General features: G+C 58.0%; 17 protein-coding genes and 1 pseudogene. 11 read left to right on the forward strand and 7 right to left on the reverse strand.

The window, feature by feature from the left end; translation table 11 throughout:
* Positions 1-232 precede the first annotated feature (232 nt).
* From ACP96_RS13665 to ACP96_RS19335, 10 genes are all read left to right on the forward strand, one after another.
* On the forward strand, positions 233-814 hold the full coding sequence (locus ACP96_RS13665) for a DUF7342 family protein (RefSeq protein WP_050033716.1): 582 nt from the start codon (positions 233-235) through the stop codon (positions 812-814).
* A gap of 3 nt (positions 815-817) precedes the next feature.
* A complete protein-coding gene (locus tag ACP96_RS13670) occupies positions 818-1,279 on the forward strand; it encodes a hypothetical protein (protein ID WP_050033717.1) in 462 nt (153 codons plus the stop codon).
* Positions 1,276-2,520, forward strand: coding sequence for a phage integrase SAM-like domain-containing protein (locus ACP96_RS13675; RefSeq protein WP_050033718.1), 1,245 nt, complete (start codon positions 1,276-1,278; stop codon positions 2,518-2,520). The genes ACP96_RS13670 and ACP96_RS13675 overlap by 4 nt, the downstream gene beginning before the upstream one ends.
* Positions 2,521-2,831: 311 nt before the next feature.
* A complete protein-coding gene (locus ACP96_RS13680; protein WP_237561666.1) occupies positions 2,832-6,326 on the forward strand; it encodes an ATP-binding protein in 3,495 nt (1,164 codons plus the stop codon).
* Between the two features lie 204 nt (positions 6,327-6,530).
* Positions 6,531-7,010 carry a hypothetical protein gene (locus ACP96_RS13685; RefSeq protein WP_050033719.1) on the forward strand — a complete coding sequence of 160 codons (480 nt, stop codon included), beginning with the start codon at positions 6,531-6,533 and terminating at the stop codon, positions 7,008-7,010.
* A gap of 2,614 nt (positions 7,011-9,624) precedes the next feature.
* On the forward strand, positions 9,625-10,011 hold the full coding sequence (locus tag ACP96_RS13690; protein ID WP_202593959.1) for a hypothetical protein: 387 nt from the start codon (positions 9,625-9,627) through the stop codon (positions 10,009-10,011).
* Positions 10,012-10,155: 144 nt separating this feature from the next.
* Complete coding sequence (locus ACP96_RS18790; RefSeq protein ID WP_154020476.1) at positions 10,156-10,467, forward strand: hypothetical protein; 312 nt, start codon at positions 10,156-10,158, stop codon at positions 10,465-10,467.
* A gap of 460 nt (positions 10,468-10,927) precedes the next feature.
* The gene (locus ACP96_RS17990) at positions 10,928-11,314 is read left to right on the forward strand and encodes a DUF7344 domain-containing protein (RefSeq protein ID WP_202593960.1); all 387 of its coding nucleotides are present in this window, start codon (positions 10,928-10,930) and stop codon (positions 11,312-11,314) included.
* Complete coding sequence (locus ACP96_RS13700; protein ID WP_050033722.1) at positions 11,311-12,003, forward strand: hypothetical protein; 693 nt, start codon at positions 11,311-11,313, stop codon at positions 12,001-12,003. The genes ACP96_RS17990 and ACP96_RS13700 overlap by 4 nt, the downstream gene beginning before the upstream one ends.
* Positions 12,000-13,049, forward strand: a complete 1,050-nt coding sequence (locus ACP96_RS19335) for a hypothetical protein (RefSeq protein ID WP_202593961.1) — start codon at positions 12,000-12,002, stop codon at positions 13,047-13,049. Before ACP96_RS13700 ends, ACP96_RS19335 begins: the two co-directional genes overlap by 4 nt.
* Before the next feature lie 58 nt (positions 13,050-13,107).
* Here ACP96_RS19335 and ACP96_RS18795 read toward each other — a convergent pair.
* The 4 genes and pseudogenes from ACP96_RS18795 to ACP96_RS18005 form a co-directional block, all read right to left on the reverse strand.
* A pseudogene (locus tag ACP96_RS18795) lies at positions 13,108-13,215 on the reverse strand (IS1595 family transposase); the annotation flags it as partial.
* 13 nt (positions 13,216-13,228) lie between these two features.
* Positions 13,229-14,503, reverse strand: a complete 1,275-nt coding sequence (locus tag ACP96_RS13705; protein ID WP_050033723.1) for an IS4 family transposase — start codon at positions 14,501-14,503, stop codon at positions 13,229-13,231.
* Between the two features lie 566 nt (positions 14,504-15,069).
* Positions 15,070-15,714 (reverse strand): molybdenum cofactor guanylyltransferase, encoded by a 645-nt coding sequence (gene mobA, locus ACP96_RS18000; RefSeq protein WP_082222559.1) that lies wholly within the window; start codon positions 15,712-15,714, stop codon positions 15,070-15,072.
* Positions 15,711-16,145 carry a molybdopterin-dependent oxidoreductase gene (locus tag ACP96_RS18005; protein WP_394296552.1) on the reverse strand — a complete coding sequence of 145 codons (435 nt, stop codon included), beginning with the start codon at positions 16,143-16,145 and terminating at the stop codon, positions 15,711-15,713. The genes mobA and ACP96_RS18005 overlap by 4 nt, the downstream gene beginning before the upstream one ends.
* Before the next feature lie 254 nt (positions 16,146-16,399).
* On the opposite strand from ACP96_RS18005, the gene mobB reads away from it, so the two are divergent.
* On the forward strand, positions 16,400-17,131 hold the full coding sequence (mobB, locus tag ACP96_RS13710; RefSeq protein ID WP_050033724.1) for a molybdopterin-guanine dinucleotide biosynthesis protein B: 732 nt from the start codon (positions 16,400-16,402) through the stop codon (positions 17,129-17,131).
* A gap of 116 nt (positions 17,132-17,247) precedes the next feature.
* Here the strand turns inward: mobB and ACP96_RS13715 are convergent, their stop codons facing one another.
* From ACP96_RS13715 to dsrO, 3 genes are read right to left on the reverse strand one after another with little or no spacing between them, the layout of a single operon-like run.
* The gene (locus ACP96_RS13715) at positions 17,248-17,832 is read right to left on the reverse strand and encodes a TorD/DmsD family molecular chaperone (RefSeq protein WP_004597856.1); all 585 of its coding nucleotides are present in this window, start codon (positions 17,830-17,832) and stop codon (positions 17,248-17,250) included.
* Positions 17,829-19,133, reverse strand: coding sequence for an NrfD/PsrC family molybdoenzyme membrane anchor subunit (gene nrfD / locus ACP96_RS13720; RefSeq protein WP_050033725.1), 1,305 nt, complete (start codon positions 19,131-19,133; stop codon positions 17,829-17,831). Before nrfD ends, ACP96_RS13715 begins: the two co-directional genes overlap by 4 nt.
* On the reverse strand, positions 19,133-19,963 hold the full coding sequence (gene dsrO / locus ACP96_RS13725) for a sulfate reduction electron transfer complex DsrMKJOP subunit DsrO (protein WP_050033726.1): 831 nt from the start codon (positions 19,961-19,963) through the stop codon (positions 19,133-19,135). Before dsrO ends, nrfD begins: the two co-directional genes overlap by 1 nt.
* Between the last annotated feature and the right edge of the window lies 1 nt (position 19,964).

Genomic DNA, 19,964 nt, shown 5'->3' on the forward strand with positions numbered 1-19,964 from the left:
TAAAAATAAAGATCAAGATAGTGTAAAAAATCCGCGTCTGGACGTGATTACTTGGATAATCACGACCACTTTGAAGTACCCCGACGCCGTCGGGGAAGCACGAATGCTGGAACCGACTACAGACCGCCGCTTCCCCCGGGGTAGAACCGCCAATAACGGGGTTCGAGATTTCTCTGACTCTCCCCTTCCGAGGTCGAGGCAATGGAGAAGAAACGCATTCGATATAGGACTAATGACCTCAACATATATTAAGACGAAGCGCGAACGGTGTTGTATGTCCGAAGACGAATCGAACTCCGAGGGCCTGATGGAACGTCAGACCACGGGTGAAGACCGTGTGAGGATGACCGCCCGGCAGCTTTCGGAGCCTCAGACGGCCAACTGGATCGCCTCAGAAGCGGGCTGGTCACACGAGCCGACCAAACGCGTCCTCGATCGGCTCGTCGACGATGGCATCCTCCACCGTGACGAAAGCGGGACTCACACCACGTATTACCCTGATTACCGCCGCCAAGCGATGCAGGAGGCGATGCGGCTCCGAGACAGCGGGCACACTGTCGAGGAGCTCACGGACCGTCTCGCCGATATGAAGACGCAGATTCGCGACTGGGAGAATGAATTCGGTATTGAGTCGCCAAACCAGCTTCGCGGGACGCTCGCTGATGAGTCCCTTGACGCCGATGAAGAAAATCGCCGCCGTGAGATTGCCCGCGAGTGGGAGCACCTGCAGCGGCGTATCCAGATCGTCGGCTTCGCCATCCGCGAATGGGACTTCCTCGCGCCGACGACAGAGCCTGCTGAGGCCAGCAGCTAACGGATGTCGGTCCCACACCCAGGTGGTGATCCGAATGCGAACCTCTACGCCCAATTGAAGCGAGACGTCCTCGACCGGATTCCTCAGATCACGACCGTCGAGTTCCTTCCCGACGATATCGAGGCCAAGCAACTGCGAGCGGTTTTCGATCCGACCCGCCTTGAGGATCCTCCGACCGGTCCTGAATCGCCGGAATTAACCGTCAAGTGGTATCGGCAGGCTCCACACGATTGGTTCCGCATCAACTACACCGACCCGAACACGGGCTTTCACGCTGGCTGGCACCAGGACGAGGACCACCCCGATCTCGGACGGACGCATTTCCAGTACTCAGCCGCCACTACGGAGGACCGTTGGGGGATCACATTCGAACACGAAACTCCCTCCCTGATCCTCTGGGAAATCGTCGAAACGCTCCTTGCGGACGTTCGTCCGACCTACCAGTACGCGCACGAAGAGTCATGACTCCCGGTACACCTCGGAACCGTTCCGAACAGTCACTCACGAATTCCTTCGAGCGCTACCTCCAGGACAAGGGGAAAGGCCGCGGCGGCGACGGCGGGAACTATCGGCGAAACGCTGCCCGCGAGCTCAAGCGGTTCGCCGAGTGGGCCGCCGGCGACCGCGGCGACAATGACTGGACCGGGATCGTCCCCGACGACGTCGACCGCGACCCCACCTTCGAGGATCTCGACGAACGCGTCTTCCGCGAATACGCCCGGCATCTTGCTGGTGACCGTGGCCTCAAGCTGAACACCGTCCAAACCTATTACCGCTATATCTCTGCGTGGTGTGGCTGGTGTGTCAACGAGGGCTATCTCGAGGCGCATTACGCCCAGCGGGCGAGTGCGATGGCGCCACTACCGGAGGATGATGGCCGAAAGCCCGGTGACCAGCAGGCCTGGACGTCCGAACAGCGCCACGACCTCACCCGCCACGTCGACGGACGGGCCCACGACGCCGTCGAGGCGTACACGACACTCCCGGAGGATACTGACCCACTCGACAAGCAGAGAGCACACTACGCGGCACTGAAGGCGGCTCGTGACCGGGCTCTGGTGTTCGTCCTCGCCTACACCGCCGTTCGAGTCGGGGAGCTACTACGGGATCCGAACGACCCGCGCCGGCGCGGCGTCCGCTGGGAGGACCTCTCCCTTGACGACGGGAGTATGGACGTCTACCGGAAGAAACAGCAGTGGGACACCGCGAGTCTCCCCGATCCGGTGATCTCGCCGCTGCGGAGCTACCGCAAGCTGATGGACCCGCCGACGGAGCGCTGGCCTGTGTTTCCGACATTCGACCAACGGACGCTCGCAGAGCTCGTCCAAGAAGAGCTAACCGAACGAGGGGAACGCCCAGAAGCGATCACTAAACGCCGTGAAGAATACGCTCGCGACCTACTGCTTGCGCTCGATGCGGACATTCGGCCGCCGTCAATCACGACGGACGGCGCACGGTCGATTCTCCAGCGACTCTCAGAGGCTGCCGAGATCGACATCAACCATCCGAAACACGACTATCTTGCACCCCACGGCGGTCGACGTGGGATGGGTGAGGTCCTCGTCCGCGCGTTCGGGTACACCGTAGCAGCTCGGTATCTCGATAACTCCGAAGAGATGGTTCGCGAACGATACTCACATATCGAGGCTGGCGAGTTGGGGGACGTGGCCACGGAGGCTCTCGAAGAAATTGATGATGTCGGGTAGATCGATCGCGTTGGCGTGTGTCGTCTATAACATCAAACGCTTCGTCACACAGTGAATCCCTCCACTTTACCCCGATTCAACACAACCTATCAACCCGAATCGGTCGGAAATACGCTCCAAGAGACTATCTCTTTGGAATATTCGATTTCATCACAATATTGTGAGCCCTTTCTGTGCTCTACTGGTCCATATATCGGGCATTCGTGACACGCTTGTGCGAGATATTTACCTTCCAATTTCAAAATAAAAGTCAAAGTATCTGTGTATATCTCCAAAAAAATTCATATAATGTGCGATCGGATCTCTCAATCATGCGACAGCCCTCACAAGAATCTGGGGCCTCAGACAACACGTCTGACGAACGCGATACAAAAAATCGAGGAGTAGAAAATACCGAAGAGTGCGTTACTGAACTAGAGGCTAGCCAGGAGTACATCAAGATCATCCCCGTCCGAGAAGAGGTCAACTCAGAGACCGTCAAACGTGAACTCTACGGACTTCACAGATACGGGACGGGCCGGAAGCTCCCGCTCGACATGGAGCTCCACTTCGACAGCATCGACGGCGTCTCCAACTTCGAATTCATCATCTACAAGCCAGAAAACGAGGCCCAGTTCCAGTTCTTCCTCGGGCCTGGCGAACGCGGCGACACGAACTGTGATACTCTTGAGAGTACGACGCGCTCGCAGTACCCCGAGAACTTCGAGTTCGACCGGCAGGACTTCGACATCACGGATGTGTTCGAGGAGACGCCGCACATGGTTCGCTACGAGGGTGTCGAAGAACGACGGAAGGACTGGATGACGCTTCTCACCCGGTACGACACCGAAACGACGGATCGGTCTACCCTCTCAAACCTGCTTGAAAGCATCATCCAGACCGATGACGCAGTCCTCTTCCAGGTCGTTTTCGAGCCGCGTTCAGACTGGTCACCGAAGGCGCAACGACAGAAGGGCCGCCTCAAGCGCGGCGTCCACACGACTGGCGGCATGGTCGCTCGGAGTATCGTCGACGCTATCGTGGGCGTCTCAGATGAAGAAAAGCAGCAACGCCACCGGGGAGACACGCCCGAAGAAATCGGCGGGACCATCATGGACTCCCAAGTCGATGGGCAACGAGCCGGCCAGAGCCGAATGGGGCAGATCGACATGAAAAACCCTAGCCACACCTACAACGTCTCCCTCCGGGCCGCTGCCCAGACTGAACGCACCGCGAAAAACCTCCAAGACTCGCTCAGCCACCTGAGTGGGAAGTTCTACTCCATCGACGGTAAATACCTTGGCGAGAACGACTACGAGTACCGACGGATGCTAAACCACGGCATCACCTACCCGAACGGGCTCGAAATGGTGACCCGTCGGAAGCCAATTCTCGTCTGTAACATGGAGGAGATCGCGAACTTCATTACCGTCCCATCGATCGACGCACTCCCGAAAGCGAGCCGGGGCGGAACGGGCGGCAAGCCCAAAGCGCAGTCGGCGCTCACCTCCCCCAACGAAGAAGTGTTCAGGGAATTCTCTGACGGGATGACCATCGGCCACGCGGTCACAGCTCTTCGCGATGACAACGACAACGCAAACGAGATCAGCGCCATCGACAGCGTGAATCAATGGTGGCACGAGATCGACAAGCGCGACGCACTCGCCCTCTCCGCCGGCGACCTCACCCACCACTACGTCCGGGCAGCAACCACCGGGAGCGGGAAGACAGTCGCCACGATCAACGACATGCTCACTACCCACGAGCAACTCAATGGCCCAACAATCCTCATCGATCCCAAGGGCGGAGAGATGTGTCGGAACTACCTGCGATGCCATCGGACACTCTTTGGCGACCTCGAGGACGTCGAGTACATCAAGGTTCCCGAAGAAGACGGCAACATCCCCGGCATCCCCTTCTTCGACCTCAGACCGCTCACACGCTCCGCTGGCCGCGAACGTGAGACAGCCATCCAGGACCTCATTGACCACTACTTCCAACTGCTGCGCTTCGTCCTCGGACGGGAGACGGTCGACCAAGCCTTCGTCGCAAACGAAATCCTGACCAACCTCATCAAGGGGCTCTTCGACGAAGAGAACGGCTCCGACTACTTCACGATCGGCGACCTACTGGACGCAGCCCGAGACTTCCAACACCACGGCCGGTCCATCGAGAACCTCGAAGAGGCAGACCCCGAGGACCTCAACAAAGCACTGCCCCCCGCCGAAGACGAGCAAGTCCGGAGCTTCCTCAAGTCGCATCTTGAGAAAGAAGAGCGGCAGTTCATGAACACGACCGACGCAGTCCTCAACCGGATTCGAAAGCTCAAGGAGCGCGACTTCATCTGGGACATGCTCTCCTTCGAGGTTCCGGAGGAACACTGGAACAAGACAAAAGACTGGTACGACCGTGAGGAGGTCCCGATGCTCGACCTGAAGAACATCCTCAACGGCAACAAGGTCCTCCTGATGGACACTGGAAACCTCCGCGGAGAAAGTAGCGAGGTGTTCACTGTCCTGTTCCTCTCGCACCTCTGGACCTCCGTCCAGTCTCTCTGGACACCCAGCGGCGACGACTACATCGCCAACGTGATCATCGAAGAATCCGCGAACGTCGCCCGCAACGAGATCGTCTACAACGAACTGCTCCCCAAAGGCCGCGAGTTCAATCTCTCGCTCGGACTCATCATGCAGTACCCCGAGCAGGTCCTCGGCGAGGACCCACGCAGCAATCGGCGGGCGTACCAGGAGATCCTCAACAACGTCAACACGAAGATCATCGGGAACATTGCCACCGACGACATGCTGGCGAACTCGCTGTTCCACGAGGACTTAGACACTGACGAGATCAAAGATCGAATCGCTGGTCTCCGACGTGGAGAATGGGTTGTCCAACTCCCGTCCACGGGCTTCCACAAGCAGAAGCCAGAAATCCTCACGCTCAAACCACTCCCGATCCCGCCAGGGCACAGCGAAGGCCCGTTCGACGTCTCCCCGAAGTCCAAATTCGTCCGGGAGCGCAGCCGGAATCTCCACACCCTCAACCGGGACAGTGAGTACATCAACTCCAGCGCCGGCGCGAACTTCAGCTCGTCTGGGGACGGAGATGACGACAACACGACCACCGACAGCGACACCACGAGTGACGATGGCGGACTTGAGCCAGAACAGCTGACTCTCCTGAAAACCATCTTCGACGCCCTTGCCGGGCAGGTAGACTTGTACGACCTCGGCCAGCCGATGACCAAACTTCACAACAGCGAGTACGCCTCAGATCTTGAAGATCAAGACCTCGTCGAGAAGGTTGCCCTCGGCCAGAACAAAGTCTACTACATCCCGACGAAGAAAGGCGAACTCCTCGCCGACGGGAAGTCTCTCTCCCCAGACGAAGGTGGTGAACTCGGTAACGAAAGCCCAGAGCATCACCTTGGCGTCCGGCTCTCTGCCGCATACTTTGACCAGCAGGGGTTCGACATTACACTCTACGGCGACATCAACGGAGGAAAAAACAAGACAGACACCTTCGCAGAAGCGACAAAGCAAACCTCTGGAGACCGCGACAAGCTCACTGAAGTCGAGATAAGTCCCGAAAAGAAACAGCATGTCCTCGACGACTACGAGGCACTCAAGGAGGGATACGGAGATGCAGTCTGGATCGTTGAAAATAACGAGGAAGTAAGGACACTCCTACAGCAACTCGACCAAGCCACAGATACAGACCTACCTTCAGGCCGTTCAGAAAACATTGAGAAAATCAACAAAAAGCTCGACGACGAAGGGATCAAAGAGATTCATACTTTGAACTCACTCCGCAGCAAGATCGAATAGACCTAAATTTAACTCAGTAGCCTGATCTTCTACACCCCGTACCCGCCTTCTATAGGGGAAAAATATGCTGGCCTCGTCTGAATGTAGCTATGTAGCATATCAGAAGAATCTACTGCCAACAGAGACGAAGATACGAACAATCCACCAGACAACCCAGACGGCCAACCCAATACCAACGCTAGCAAGGAAGAAGACGCACGAGAGATGGCCTCCCCGGAGGACAATGCTCCCCCCGAACTAGTCATCGACAAAGTCGCTGAATCCCTCACCGATGAGGGCCACGATGTCTACCACGGACGCGAGTTCATCACCATCCGAGAAGATGGACAGCTCGCACCGAACTCTACAGTTGTCGAGCAGTATCTTGAGGACACCAAAGCGATGATGCTCGCCTACAATGAGGACAGCAACGAGATCATCCTCGTCCCCCTCGAACAACGATTCGACCGGGCAGATGTCTACGGCTACAAACTTGGCGGGACGATCACAGGGCGGACCTTCGTCAAAGAGTACAGAATCGAGCATGACGAAACGGTTCGCTATCACCCGGAGTGGGATAACGACATCGGCGGCGACCAAGTTGATGGTGGCTTCCGAGTCGACCTCGATCAAGACGGCGAGGTCGTCAATACAGATGCGTCTGAAGCCGACAGCACCACCGACGAGTCTGAAGCTGCCGACTGATAACTCCCGCACGACCACCAGAAGCCGGCCGTAGTCACAGCGTCGGCACCCCCTGGCCCTCCATTTGTTTCTCTCCAGAACCCAACCTCCGGGAGATGCTAGCAGTGGCTATCCCCAACTGATCACTGCCTGACGCAAGACAACCGACAGGCTCACCCCACGCCGGCCCACTCCTGAACACCCTCCCAGACCCAGCGATCTCCCACACAACTCCTCACCCACGCCTGCCTCACTCTCGACGCAAAACTATCGGATGGCTCTCTTCAGGCTCACTATCCACTGGCCGTTGAGGTACAAGAAGCGTGTCCTATCCTCGCTCATCACCATGGAATCCCTCAAACTCGGAATCACACTTCCGAGAGTGATACCATCGAGTCGCTGTTTCGACCTAGTGAGATGGGGGTAGCATCTGCTATCGATTCCCCCGATTCAGCGACTTCTAACGCGAAAATGGAAAACGACCCCCCGACTGTCGACGCAAAAATGGCTCACGAATGGACAGCGACCCCCCGACTGTCGACGCAAAAATGACTCACGAATGGAGCGCGACCACCCGACCCTCAATACAAGGCTAACACACGAATAGAGCGCAACCCATCCACGGAATATTCTCAGCAAGCCACACCAATACTGACTCTCTAGCTCTCAGCTATCGAAGACCAACTTGTGCCAGCGTCCCCACACCCTACACCCCCCAAGTCGGCCCCACTCCCTGCGCGGTAGCTACCGGCTCGACCGCCGTACCACTCAGTGCTTCCTACCACATTTAGTATGGTTTCCACAGCCCAACCAACCTTATAAATACCAGACAGCACCGGGATTACGGTGATTTGTATATAGTCTCGTAAATACCAGATGGCACCGGTATTCGGTGGGTGGGTATTAATTAGCAAGTCCCGATCGAACGACCACCTCGCATTTGTCTATTTACCAGACGGTAGCGTGATACGGCCGTCTCGTATATAGTCTCGTAAATACCAGACGGCACCGGTATTGCGGGGGTGTGTATTAACTCTCAGAACACGAAGTGCGACACGCGAACCACCAGCATAAATACCAGACGGTAGCGTGATACGGCCATCTCGTATATAGTCTCGTAAATACCAGACAACACGGGGATTGCGGCATTCTGTATATAGCCAGTGACCTTGATTCAAATTCTCCAGTAATACCAGACGGCAAGGCTATTGGCACCTCCTCTATTAATTTAGATATTCTATCTGTCTATTTCTGTAAATACCAGACAGCGGCGGGATTCGGGGGGTTCGTATATAGAATAGCACCCGCAAAATCAGGCGTCGTTGTTCAGCCATACGCAGAGATAGCTTTAGAGAGCCTATAGAGCAATCTACTTTCCCCGTCGCAGTTCAGCCGAATTCACACAATTAGGGTTCAGGGGAGATGAAGTTCAGTGGATAGTCGCGTAGCGAACGATTCGGGCCGGAGCCAAGAAACGGGCGGGGGAAAGTGGGGGAGACGGGAGACGGACAAGGCGACGACTATCAGAGATATGATAATGGATAGAACCCTCGAAGAGCGGCACAGGAGACAGGGGGTATGAGGCGATGAACAGGGGCCGACGACAGGCAAGCAACGACCACCAGCAGAGGACTGGGGAAGAGCCATGACCAGTCCCGGCGACGAAGCGAGACAGCAACGACTGCGAGGTAACGGGAGAGCCTGACTCGGAGGACCGACGGCGACCGGGAGACAACCCGGGCCCGAAGATCGACGTCGGACCACCAACTGATCGATAGCACTCCAGAGGCGATCCACGACACCACCAACGAGACCGACCCGGCGGCGACAACTCGACGAGCGACGGGAAGCAAGAATCGACCAGCGGGGGACACCGACCAGCGACGACACCCCGATCCGAACAGCAACCAGCATCGAAGCCGACCGACGACCGAACTGGAAGCAAGACCGAACCGGCGGGGGCACGACGACATGGAGGGACCACCGAGACGACACGACACCCAACGGCGAACAGCGGCGGCGGGGCGACAACAAGAGGCAGGGGCCAGATCACGATGCGAGAGTGGGGGCGGGGGCGCGGGCGGCGACGTCGAGAGTCGCGGTCGCGATGTGAGCGGTGCGGGGTGAGTGGGCGGGGGAGACGCGATCGTGACCGCACCGAGTGCGACGCGACGGTGGGGGATGGGGGCGACGACGACAGCGAGGCAACGATACTGCGGGGGCGGCGAAACAACGGAGACGGTAGGGGCGACGGCGATGTCGACGAAGACCAAACAGCGAGAGCGACGCGACGGTGGGGTGGGGGCGGCGGGAGACACGATCCAAAAGCACCGCAGCGGGGAACAGCTATCGACGGCTGTTCAGCAGGGGACAGCGATCAGCAGGGGGCGAGGGAGACGGGAGGGGAAGAGATAGAAGGTGAGGCGAAGAATCGATCCCCCCTGGGTTGCCGTAGGCGGGTCGTTCAGGACGGAGCCGACGTGGATGACCAGGGCGGGGCCAGATGGCGGCGCGGGGCGGGGAGTAGCCGGGGTCGGCAGATACTGACTTGATTGGGGGATAGCCGAGGCGGCTGACGAAAATCACTTACTACCCGGAGAGGGAGTGACACCATATGGGAGAACGAATTGGAGCGATGGTAGATGACGATCTGAACAGCATTCTCGAAGCGATGGCAAACCACCATGACATCCCGAAGAGCAGAGTGATCGAACTGCTCCTCCGGGAGGGAGTCCAAGCACGCGAGATGCGATACCGGTTCGAACAACTGGACGCGAAGCTCGATCATCTTCTTGAGAACCTCGGCACAAGCACTACCGTCGCGAACACAGTCGAAGATCGATTCGAGACTATCAGCGAACGGCCGATGCCCGCCGGCGTCTCTGGTGTGGAGTTAGCCGACAGCCCACTACCGTACTTTCAGAGCGCAGGGAGCTATCCAGATCGATCGGACGAGGAGGCAGTTGTCCGGGACCAAGTGTTCGACGAACGGGATGCGGTTAGGAAAACAGACGACGACTAGGCGATCGACAGAGAACAGAATCGACGACACCACGATCCGAACAGCGACCAGCATGGAAGCCGACCGACGAACGAACTAGAAACAAGACCGGACCAGCGGCAACAGCGACCCTGGGGGGCACCTGTTACGACGCGAGACCCAATGATGAGCAGCGGCGACAGGCGGCGACAACAGCACCTACGGGTTACCGTCCCGATGCGAGACTGGGGAGTGGGGTGGTATGTTGACGACATCGAGTGTTACGAGGATGGTTCGAGAGTGGAGGTGGGGGAGACGACGGCGGCGGGACACCACGACTGTGGGAGCGACGACGCAACAGCATCACCACCAACATCAACGGACTGGGGGCAAAGAGAGTTGATCTCAGTTCTTGCTACCATAGATATCGTTGATTGTATATTCATCGTCTATGAGAAGTGTATTTTTAGCTACCGGTGGGAGTGGAGTGTGATTTAACAGGAAATTAAGACTACAGACAGATTCGACCGATACAACCACTCAAAGACGCAAATACAGTGGACGAGATTTGTGACACGAATATAAAAGTCACACTCGCTCGTCTAGCGGAATAGCACGATCCGAGAGAACTCCCCCGGCGCTAGGACGCCGGAGGAATCGTGCTGCCAACCCAATGACAGCAATCCAAAACACCAGGGTCAGGAGTCATAACTCTGTCTCTCAGAACACTACGCTCAAAACTGACCTAGTGACAGACACCCTCGTACAACTCGCACACCAGCGTGACAAAGCGCACAGCAGCGCCCACATCCAAACCATAGGTAATCAACCTCCCAAGCCGACCAGAGAGTCCCAGCCGTGGCGACAGGACACCCCGCATGAACCCCTCACTAATTACAGCTTGTCGAAGAGACGCCAGCCACATCGACGGACGATCCCATCTACGGAGGCGAGCTAAATGACAGACACGCCCGACGAGACGGCCTCACTCGCGGTTCCAATGGAACCAGATGTCGCGTTCGATGCGATTGGAAATAGTCGCCGACGCCGCGTCGTATTGTCTCTGTCACGCGCTTCCAAAGCAGTCCCCACTAACGAACTTGCGGTCGAAATCGCGGCCATCGAAAACGGGATAGATCCCAGCAAGGTCGGCAGCGACGAACGTACGTCGGTCTATATCGCGCTGACCCAGCAGCATCTCGAGACCCTCGATGAAGTCGGTGCAGTCGACTACGATGACCGATCCAAGACCGTAACCGCGACAGACGCAACTGAACCACTCGCCGAATACATCCGCCGGCTCCAGACAGCCTGCTACAAACCAGACCGCGAGGAAAGCGCATGACTGAGACACAAGCCCGTGCCCTCGCGACACTTCGAGACATCGACGCCCGCTTCCATCGCCTGTTCGAGGCGGTCGATACCGCCGACGGAACAGCAGCCACACCGTCCGCAGACCCTCTCGTCACACTCCGGCGAGCACGGTCGCAGATCGATGCTGCGCTGTTCGAACACCAGCGTCGAACAAATGACGGTACACTCTCTGACGGTGGGTCATGTGTCCTCCAGTGGGACCCACCTCATACTCCACCACGACGACTTACCCTCGACCCAGACAGCGACGGTGACAGTTGGACCCGCCGTGAACTCGAGTGGACGGGTGAACGCTGGCGTATCTGTGGTCGCGACAGTGTCACCGACGTCGCGATCAGCGCACCAGCGGAACCACGATATCCGGGTCCCATCGACCCGCCGACGATCGAGACACAGCTTAACTGGATTCGCGGTACGTGGACTCATCCGGATCCAGATGTCCTCGTCTTCGATGCGACGGCGACAACTGAACAAGGTGTGCTTGGGGCCGTCGACGACGAATTGCGGTACCGAGAGGCCGGCAGCCCTCAGTGGGTCACCGTCACCGACGAAGCGGAACTCTACCACCACATCCAGCAACAGGGCCAACCGAGCATCAAGGCGCTCTCAGAGACCACATTGACACGTCACCACTTCACCCCCAGCCCACTCACCCGATGAGCGCAAACGAATCCCACCTCCCAGACGGGTACGCAAATCATCTGTGCTCGCTTACGGAGACACTCACATCACTCCGTGAAACGATCGAAGGCGACCACACGCTCACAACTGACCAGCGGATGTTCGCCCGCCGCCTCCTGTATCTAACCAACCAGCCCATCAAAGAGGCCGAACGGATTCTTCCTGACCCAGATTGTGACGATGACTCGACCGACGACAATACACTAGATTCTGCCAGCGATTACGCGACTGCACTCACTCGCGTGGAAGAACAGTTATGCTGGCTGATCCGCTCACTACAGGCTGCGTTGGCAGACGCCAACTACGACGAGGCACCCGCTGAGAAGTTCACAACAGCGCTTGAGTACGCTACAGCGCTACGAGACATCATTCCCGCGGTGCCGACAGAAAGCCCAGTCTTGGCCACTCAAGCGGATATCACTATTGGCGAAATCGACCCACATGTCGGGGGTCGTGGTGACAATGATGGGCGGTGGCTCGAGTACCAACTCGATCGGGCACTCAACCGTTGGGGATACGGGGCGGCAAGACGCCAGCACATCTTCAGTCTCGAGGTTGATGTCGTCGCTCGGCGACGAACGAAACAGCAGGAACCCAGCGATTGGATCGTTGCCCAGTGTAAAGACTGGACGACGGACCCAATCACACCGCCAACACTCTTTCGGCTTTGTACGGTAGCGTTTGCCTGCCGTGCGATGCCAATACTCTGCCACACAACCGAGCTCACTCCGCGAGCCGAAAAACTAGCACGGGAACTTGAAATACGGGTACTCACGCTCAAGGATTTAGAGCGTGCAGAACTACCTGCCCCGCATGTAGCTAAGCCGACCACGGAGCTTAACCAGTGGGGGCCGCAGTATCGGGCTCGAGAAGCTCGCGGCTCGTTCCCACTAATGTTTCGTGGGGAGCCGGGGAAACACTTCAGTTACGTCCCAGGGTTTGCTCCCGTTGGAAATAGTGCCAACTACGAGCCGATCGAAACCGATCGAGACGATGATGAGAACCATCCTGCTGCTGGTCATTAACCCCAGTGAAATAGAGAGTTGAGTAGCTAACCAGGCAGATTTGGATTTCTATTCGCTCTTATGTAGAGCTGCGGAAAGACCCCATAACAAGGCAGTCGATGGTGATATCGACAGATGCGCCTGTGAGATTCAGCGATCTAACGATCCCGAATGTATGAGCGGCCTGCATCCGTCTTTAGTTAAGCCTCACACCTCGGTTGTGTAGCGGTAGCGAGCGTCTCTTGTAAGATTGGTCGTTGCTGGTGGATCTTTTGAGCGTCTTCGATCAGCCGGTCGAGCAGCGGCGGCGGTGAGTAGCCGAGGAACTCACCGAGTTCGTGGAGAATGAGCTGGGCGTGCGACCGGAAGGTCGCCGCCCAGCGCTCTGTCGGAAACACAAGCTCATCATCCGCCTGCTCAGTGACTAGATCCAACAGATCGCGGCTTACAAGCAGCGACAGCAGCGCTGCGTACAATAAGATCCTCACCACGTGTTCGTCACTCGTGTCGAACTCGTCCAATTCGTACTGCGTCTTCAGCTCCCGGAACAGCAACTCAACTTCCCACCGACAGCGGTAGATCTCCGCTAAATCCGCCGGAAAGAACTCCTCCCTAGCTAAATTCGTCATGTACAGGTGGTAGTCGTCGGCGTCCTCGTTGCGGACGCCGACGACGCGAAATCGCTTCGTATCCAGCGACTGTGTCCCATTGTACGGCCCCCGTTTGAATTCGACTTCGACCTCCACATCGATGTATTTCCGGTCAAGGTCATCGAGAACAGCTCGGAGCTGCTTGCCCTCTAAGGGAATGGCGCGGCCGCGCCATTCCCGTAATTCTGCCGTAATCACCGGGTTTGCGTTCTGCTTCAGCCGACTCACGAAGTAGCCGTCGTTCTCGTCGATCAGCGCAAACCGGCGGTACTTGAAGTAGGCAAGATCGAACAACACGAGGCGATTCTCAAGCCACGGCCCTGTTTTGAACAAGGTGCTGTCGTGCGTTTTCTCGTTAGCAGTATCGAGCCGTTCAATCGTCTGCTCTGTGGCATTGTGGAGCAGGTGGAGCTTCGCTCCAGCCTGCTCCTCGTGGCGGGCTTCGAATTGGTCTGAGAGAAATTCGTGTAACCGCAACACCGTTCCATCAGCGATCATCACGTCTCTAAATCGGTCGATATCAGCGTCAACAGCGTTAGGAACAGCGACCTCGTCGAGACCGCGCTCGACGAGGTCGCGGAGATACTCTGCAAGCGTCGGTGTCAACCGCTGATAGAATCCACCCGGAGAGATCGTCTCATCGGCAGTAGAGTTGTAACAGCGTCTAAACCCGGCGAGTGTTCGGCTTTCGCCTGCGGCGAAGCCGAACACGAACGCCCAAACGAAGGCAGGGATCTGGAGCTTGCGGTCACGTTCGACCACGCCGAGTTCCTCGGCGTGCTCTTCGAGGAACTCAGAGGGAAACAGTGTAGTGAGTCGACGCATAATTCGAGATGAGGAGTCCTTGTCGTGCACAGACTGGACTTCCTCATTCCTTCCGAAAGATGCCTCGATAAGCCGCCGCTATCTCGCGGTTTCTCGCTTAACTAAAGACAGATGATCAGCTGTCTTGCTCTTTATCAATACCTCTCGAACACTCGTCACAGTCGACGTCGACCGTGGCGGTTCTGTTAAAATCCTCAGATGCTGATAGTTTGGAGAGGCTATGCTGGATACACAGCGCGTATCCACGCTTCAATGGATGTTAGGGTGGCTGTGTCTCAGTCTCTCGGATTGGGGTATAGTAACGATGGAGCCAGTCTGCTAACCCGTCTAGTCCCGGAAAGAGGACCCGTTCTTCGCTGTTGAATCCGATGACAGCACGGTGATTACGATCGCTGAAGACGCGGTTATCTCGTTTTTCGTCGTCGATGAATTGGATCGATCCACCCAACGATCTCGATCCGTGCTCTCCCTGGCAAGAGTCCATCTCTACATTCTCTCGGCAGCGGTCCTGAACCGTGTACAGAATGACCCGATCCTGCTGCCTTCTGTGGATTCAACAAAGCAGATTACTCCCTTTGTCTCTCAGTGACGTGTTCAAGTTCTGCGACCGTGTTTATATTCGTTGTCGATAGCCGGATCAACTGCGGTAGTTCATTCAGCTCGGCGTAGTCGACATGGTCAAACTCGGCGAGAAACGCATTGAAACTACTCTCATCAGATACACTATTTCGGTGGCTGATGACCGCAGAGCGTCGGTAAACCGCGTGTAGTGGTTCGCGTCGTCCGCGCCGTGAAACTGGGACGACTGCTTCAGGCGCTCTCTCAGCGTGATTCGCAACTCGTGTCCACAATTCCCTGACTGCTCTCGGATCCAAGAGCGGCATATCGCACCCGACTGCGAATATCCACGGTGTCGGTGCCGCCTCACATGCTGACAATAGTCCAGCAAGCGGTCCCGCGAGACTGCTGTCGTCCAACACGAACCGCACATCCCATGACGGCGGGAGGGTCCTGCGAAGTTGCTCCCGTTGGGCCTCGGTTTGAACTGCGACAATTGGTGGCTGTGCTGTCGAAGCACGAAGCGTACCGAGTACTCGCTCGAGAAACGTCTCGCCGTCAAGCGTAGCAAGAGCCTTGTCTCCGGCGTCGAATCGACGACTGTTCCCACCTGCGAGAACCACGCCAGTCACGCCAGGTGATTCGCCACTCATGCGGAGTATTCTTCTTCTCGGGATATTTCTTCGACAGATTCCGGGTCAGCACTCGGAGGGAGGTGTCGTGCTTCCAGTAGTGCGACCGCCTTTACCGTTCGAGCGCCGTCGACACCAGGCGTGATAAACCGTGTTTCGTATGGTTCACACTCCAAAATTGGCGTGCCGTCACGAAAGAAGGCGAGCAAGCCGTCAAGCGCCGCGCGGATGTCAACACACATGCGATAGCCGCCATCACTTTCGACCACCAAATGAGTTGTCTCGTCTGAAACGTCGGCGGCAGAGAGCAGTTCGAGTACTGGAATTCCTGCCCAAGTTGCTGTGTTGCGTGTACCCGACGCACACTTGATTGTGACCGTTTTGGTCTCGATCGGAAGCATCGACAGTGCTTCACCAGATAACGACAGACTGCGATTCCCCGAGACAGTAATCGGGGTGGATAGTGAGGGAAGTTCGTGGAAACGAGTGTCTGGGGAATTCATTTGCCTAACAGTAAAGTAGTAGTTCTCAGCGACCCTGAGCCTGCTCCTCAATAATTAACCTGATTAAGTAAATATAAATGTATAGTCTTGCCTCGGTCTGAAGAATCTCATCTACCATGCGAACAGCCGCTGTGACGACCGAATGAGTCACCCTAACCCAGCGCTTCCGGACGCTATATATTAGCTTCCCTGTGAGTGAGAGTATGAAAGTACTCGGCGTCGTCGGACCGTCCGACTCCGGAAAGACAACCACCGTCGCAGAGCTCGCGTCTCGCCTCAGTGCTCACGGGGCGGTGGGAACCGTCAAGCGCCTCACTCACGAACCAGACATCGATACCGATGGGAAAGACACCGCCAGGCATCGAGCGGCTGGCTCGATGTATACCGTCGGTCTCACCGACGACGGAGGATGGTTCGGCACCGGCGACCAGCGAACGCTTAGCGACGTGCTCGACGACTTCGCAATCGAGTGTGACTACGCCATCGTCGAGGGGTTTAGCGACAGTCACCTTCCGAAGGTGTCGCTCGGCGATAGACCGGTTACAGCCCCGGAAGTAGTTACGGCCGCCAGCGCTGACGATCTTGACTTCGACGAGGTGACGGACATCGTCGAGACCCTCCCCGCCTACGAGACACCGGCGTCCCTCGTGACCGCGCTCCGTGGCTCAGTCGGTACAAGCGCTTCCGGAAGTATCGCGACGAGTACCGTACTGGAGGCCGGACTGGCTTCCACTGATAACGTGGAAACACAGGTCGAAGCGGCGGAACGCCGCCTCCGTTCGACGGACGGCATCCGTGACGCGCGCGTCCACCGTCAGCAGCCTCTCTTCGACGAACATGACGATCTCGTCTACGTGGTAGCACTGGCCGACGGCCCAACGAGAGCGAACGAGGCGGTCGGCGAGGCGCTCGATCAACTCGTTGATCGAGCCTAGCTGTCCGACGTCCGCGGCTCTCTCAAGAGAAGAGCAACTCACGGAAAAGCGGTACCTTCGTGGTGCCGACTCGATCCCGCCGAGACGCCGTCGAGTTCGCAAGCCGAGTGGCTCAGCTATCCCACCACCTGCCGGGTTGTCGCCGCTAGCGCCTCATAGAACTGTTCAGATGTCTTGTCCTCAACACGCTCCAAAAACGCTTCAGTCCACGTGTTGAGATGTTCGTCACAGAACTGTTCGAGCCGCTCATCGAACCCTTCTTCCGCCAGGTACGCGGCGAACTCTAACTCCGTCGCGATATGGTCTGGAAGGTCCGAATGGTCCTGAGCGGGCTGAACGCCAAACTCTCGATACCAGCGCGCGACCGCCATCGTAGCGGGCCCCTTGACTGGACCGAGTTCGTCGGGGTCGTCGCGGTCGCGGTAGACGCTCTCGTACGGCGGACACGGCGGTCCTGCCGGGCCGATAAACAGCCGCGTGTGTTCGGTTCGAAGGTCCTTGAGGTCTACCGATCCGAGGTCGCCGAACACCGGTTCCAACTCGCCCGCTTCGACGGCCGCGACGAGCCGGGGGCTGGGCTCCCGCCAACACTCGGCGAGGACCGCGTATGTCGCCGCTGCGTCCGACTGGAACGCGTCGCTTTCGTCGGTCCGTTCGGTCGACCGCTCACGTTCGGTCGACGCGGTAGTTTGGTCCGTCATTGGTCTTGTTTTCCGCCGTCAGTCGCGTACGATGGCTCAGCGTCGACTCGCTGAATCGGCACGTACTTCAGGCCGAGCGTGACGATAAACGCCCCGAAGGCGATAATGCCGAGGGTGACAGCGATCTCAACGAGCGTCGGGGTGTAGGCCCCTGCCGTCGCCCAGATATCGGTCGTAATACCGGTGTACTCGCCGCCGAGCGAGATGCCGGGCGCAGAGTCGATGTTGGCGACCTCGTACCCCGTAAACACGAGGCGAATCCCCTCGAACATCGTCCCGACGACCGCGAGCACGCTCGCGGTGAAGATAACTGATACGCGCTTTCGGAGAGGCGGGAGTGCCAGCATAGCGAGTGGGACTGCGCCACCGACGACGGTCCACAGCCAGAAGTACACCGAGTCCCCGATCAGGAAGTTACTCATGATGGCCCAGAACTCGAAGTGATCCGCCCAAGCGTGTGGTAGCCGCTCGGCCGCTAAGAGGTACACCACGTGGAACGCGAGGAAGATCCCGAGAATCTTCCCGAGGCTCGTGAGCTCCTCATGGTCGACCTCGAAGTTCGTGTACCGGTCCGCGAGGACCGACACGACCAGCAGCAGGCCGAGCCCGGAGACGAGTGCTTTCGCGATGAACACCGGGGCGACAAGCGGGCTGAACCAGTCACCGCGACCGACCTGCGTTGCGAATATCCAGCCCGTCACCGAGTGGAGCGCGACCGCGGTCGGAAGCGCGACTGCTGCCGTCCAGAACATGAGCGTTCGATCGCGCTCACGGCCCGCCTCGGTGTCTTTGAAGCCGAGCGCGAGGGCCGACCCGCGCGCGGCCAGGTCACGTCGGGTCAAGAGCCACAGGTACCAGAGGTTTAAGAGTCCGTACAGCAGGACGATACCGAAGTCCCACACCATCGGTGACCGGAAGTCCGGCGAGGTGAAAAACTGGTATATCCGCCCCGGACGACCGATGTCCGGCAAGATGAGCAGTCCCGCGACGATGATACACGCGAGGCTGACCAGCACTCCGAGTCGGGCGAAGCCCTCGTAGCGGTGCGAATGGAAGAACTTCGGCGCGCTACTGATGATGAGTCCGCCTGCCGACAGCCCCACGAACAGGACGAACATCATGATGTACAGCCCCCACGAGAAGACGTTGCGCATTCCCGTGGCGATCAGCCCCGTCGTGACCTGGTACCCCCACGCAGCGATCCCAGCGGCCATGAGCGCGACAAGCAGGCCGATCCAGAGCTTGCCCTTTCCGCTGAACGAGGAGATCGCAACGCGCGACGATCCAGTCTTCGCCGTCATTAGTCGTCACCTCCTGATTTCGCAGGCGTAGCGTACGGAATCTCGCCACCCTCAACCGAGTGGCTGCTACCACTCGACTCGCCACCAACACTGTCGGCTTCCTCCGACGGCACGTCGTCGTCTCCGTCGGACCACGGCGAGACATCGTCGAGTTCGCTCTCCATCTTGTCCGACGTCTGCGGGCGTCCCGGACTCATCTCGCCGCTGATGTAGTACGTATTCGGGTCCGTCCCGCGGTCTTCGAGCAGCTGGTCCGTCTCGTACTTGTCGATGTACTTCGAGACGGTGCTGCTCTCGTCGTCGAGGTCACCGAAGATGCGGGCATCGGCCGGACAGTTGACGACGCAGGCCGGATCGAGCCCCTCGTCGACACGGTGGCTACAGAACGTACACTTCTCGACGACGCCCTGCGGTCGGGCCTCCACGTCACCGGTTCCCTCCTCTGGCATGTGTTCGGGCTCGTCCCAGTTGAACACCCGAGCGTTGTACGGACAGGCTGCCATACAGTAGCGGCAGCCGATACACTTGTCGTAGTCGATCTCGACGATGCCGTCGTCGCGGGTATACGTCGCGTTGACTGGACAGACCTTCACGCACGGCGCGTTCTCGCAGTGTTGACACGCCGTCGGCTGGTACTGCATGTCCAGTGACCCACTCCCGCCGTCTTCGGGGTAGCCGCCCGAGGGAGTGTCCATCTTCTCACCGCCCTCAGTGAGAACGCGGTTCCAGAACTGCCCCATCGGAACGTTGTTCTCCTGTTTACACGACACTGCGCACGCTTGACACCCGATACACCGCTCCTGGTCGATTACGAGCCCGTGTTTTGTCATC

This window comes from Halorubrum halophilum, from assembly GCF_000739595.1.
Lineage (GTDB): Archaea > Halobacteriota > Halobacteria > Halobacteriales > Haloferacaceae > Halorubrum > Halorubrum halophilum.

What these genes read in the sequence shown, in the direction of transcription:
- ACP96_RS13715 (WP_004597856.1), bottom strand. Translation starts at nt 17,832, where the DNA reads ATGACGGACCAAACTACCGCGTCGACCGAACGTGAGCGGTCGACCGAA.
- ACP96_RS13685 (WP_050033719.1), top strand. Translation starts at nt 6,531, where the DNA reads ATGGCCTCCCCGGAGGACAATGCTCCCCCCGAACTAGTCATCGACAAA.
- mobA (WP_082222559.1), bottom strand. Translation starts at nt 15,714, where the DNA reads ATGAGTGGCGAATCACCTGGCGTGACTGGCGTGGTTCTCGCAGGTGGG.
- ACP96_RS13705 (WP_050033723.1), bottom strand. Translation starts at nt 14,503, where the DNA reads ATGCGTCGACTCACTACACTGTTTCCCTCTGAGTTCCTCGAAGAGCAC.
- ACP96_RS13675 (WP_050033718.1), top strand. Translation starts at nt 1,276, where the DNA reads ATGACTCCCGGTACACCTCGGAACCGTTCCGAACAGTCACTCACGAAT.
- ACP96_RS13700 (WP_050033722.1), top strand. Translation starts at nt 11,311, where the DNA reads ATGACTGAGACACAAGCCCGTGCCCTCGCGACACTTCGAGACATCGAC.
- dsrO (WP_050033726.1), bottom strand. Translation starts at nt 19,963, where the DNA reads ATGACAAAACACGGGCTCGTAATCGACCAGGAGCGGTGTATCGGGTGT.
- ACP96_RS18790 (WP_154020476.1), top strand. Translation starts at nt 10,156, where the DNA reads ATGAGCAGCGGCGACAGGCGGCGACAACAGCACCTACGGGTTACCGTC.
- ACP96_RS13680 (WP_237561666.1), top strand. Translation starts at nt 2,832, where the DNA reads ATGCGACAGCCCTCACAAGAATCTGGGGCCTCAGACAACACGTCTGAC.
- nrfD (WP_050033725.1), bottom strand. Translation starts at nt 19,133, where the DNA reads ATGACGGCGAAGACTGGATCGTCGCGCGTTGCGATCTCCTCGTTCAGC.
- ACP96_RS13670 (WP_050033717.1), top strand. Translation starts at nt 818, where the DNA reads ATGTCGGTCCCACACCCAGGTGGTGATCCGAATGCGAACCTCTACGCC.
- ACP96_RS13690 (WP_202593959.1), top strand. Translation starts at nt 9,625, where the DNA reads ATGGTAGATGACGATCTGAACAGCATTCTCGAAGCGATGGCAAACCAC.
- ACP96_RS13665 (WP_050033716.1), top strand. Translation starts at nt 233, where the DNA reads ATGACCTCAACATATATTAAGACGAAGCGCGAACGGTGTTGTATGTCC.
- ACP96_RS19335 (WP_202593961.1), top strand. Translation starts at nt 12,000, where the DNA reads ATGAGCGCAAACGAATCCCACCTCCCAGACGGGTACGCAAATCATCTG.
- ACP96_RS17990 (WP_202593960.1), top strand. Translation starts at nt 10,928, where the DNA reads ATGACAGACACGCCCGACGAGACGGCCTCACTCGCGGTTCCAATGGAA.
- mobB (WP_050033724.1), top strand. Translation starts at nt 16,400, where the DNA reads ATGAAAGTACTCGGCGTCGTCGGACCGTCCGACTCCGGAAAGACAACC.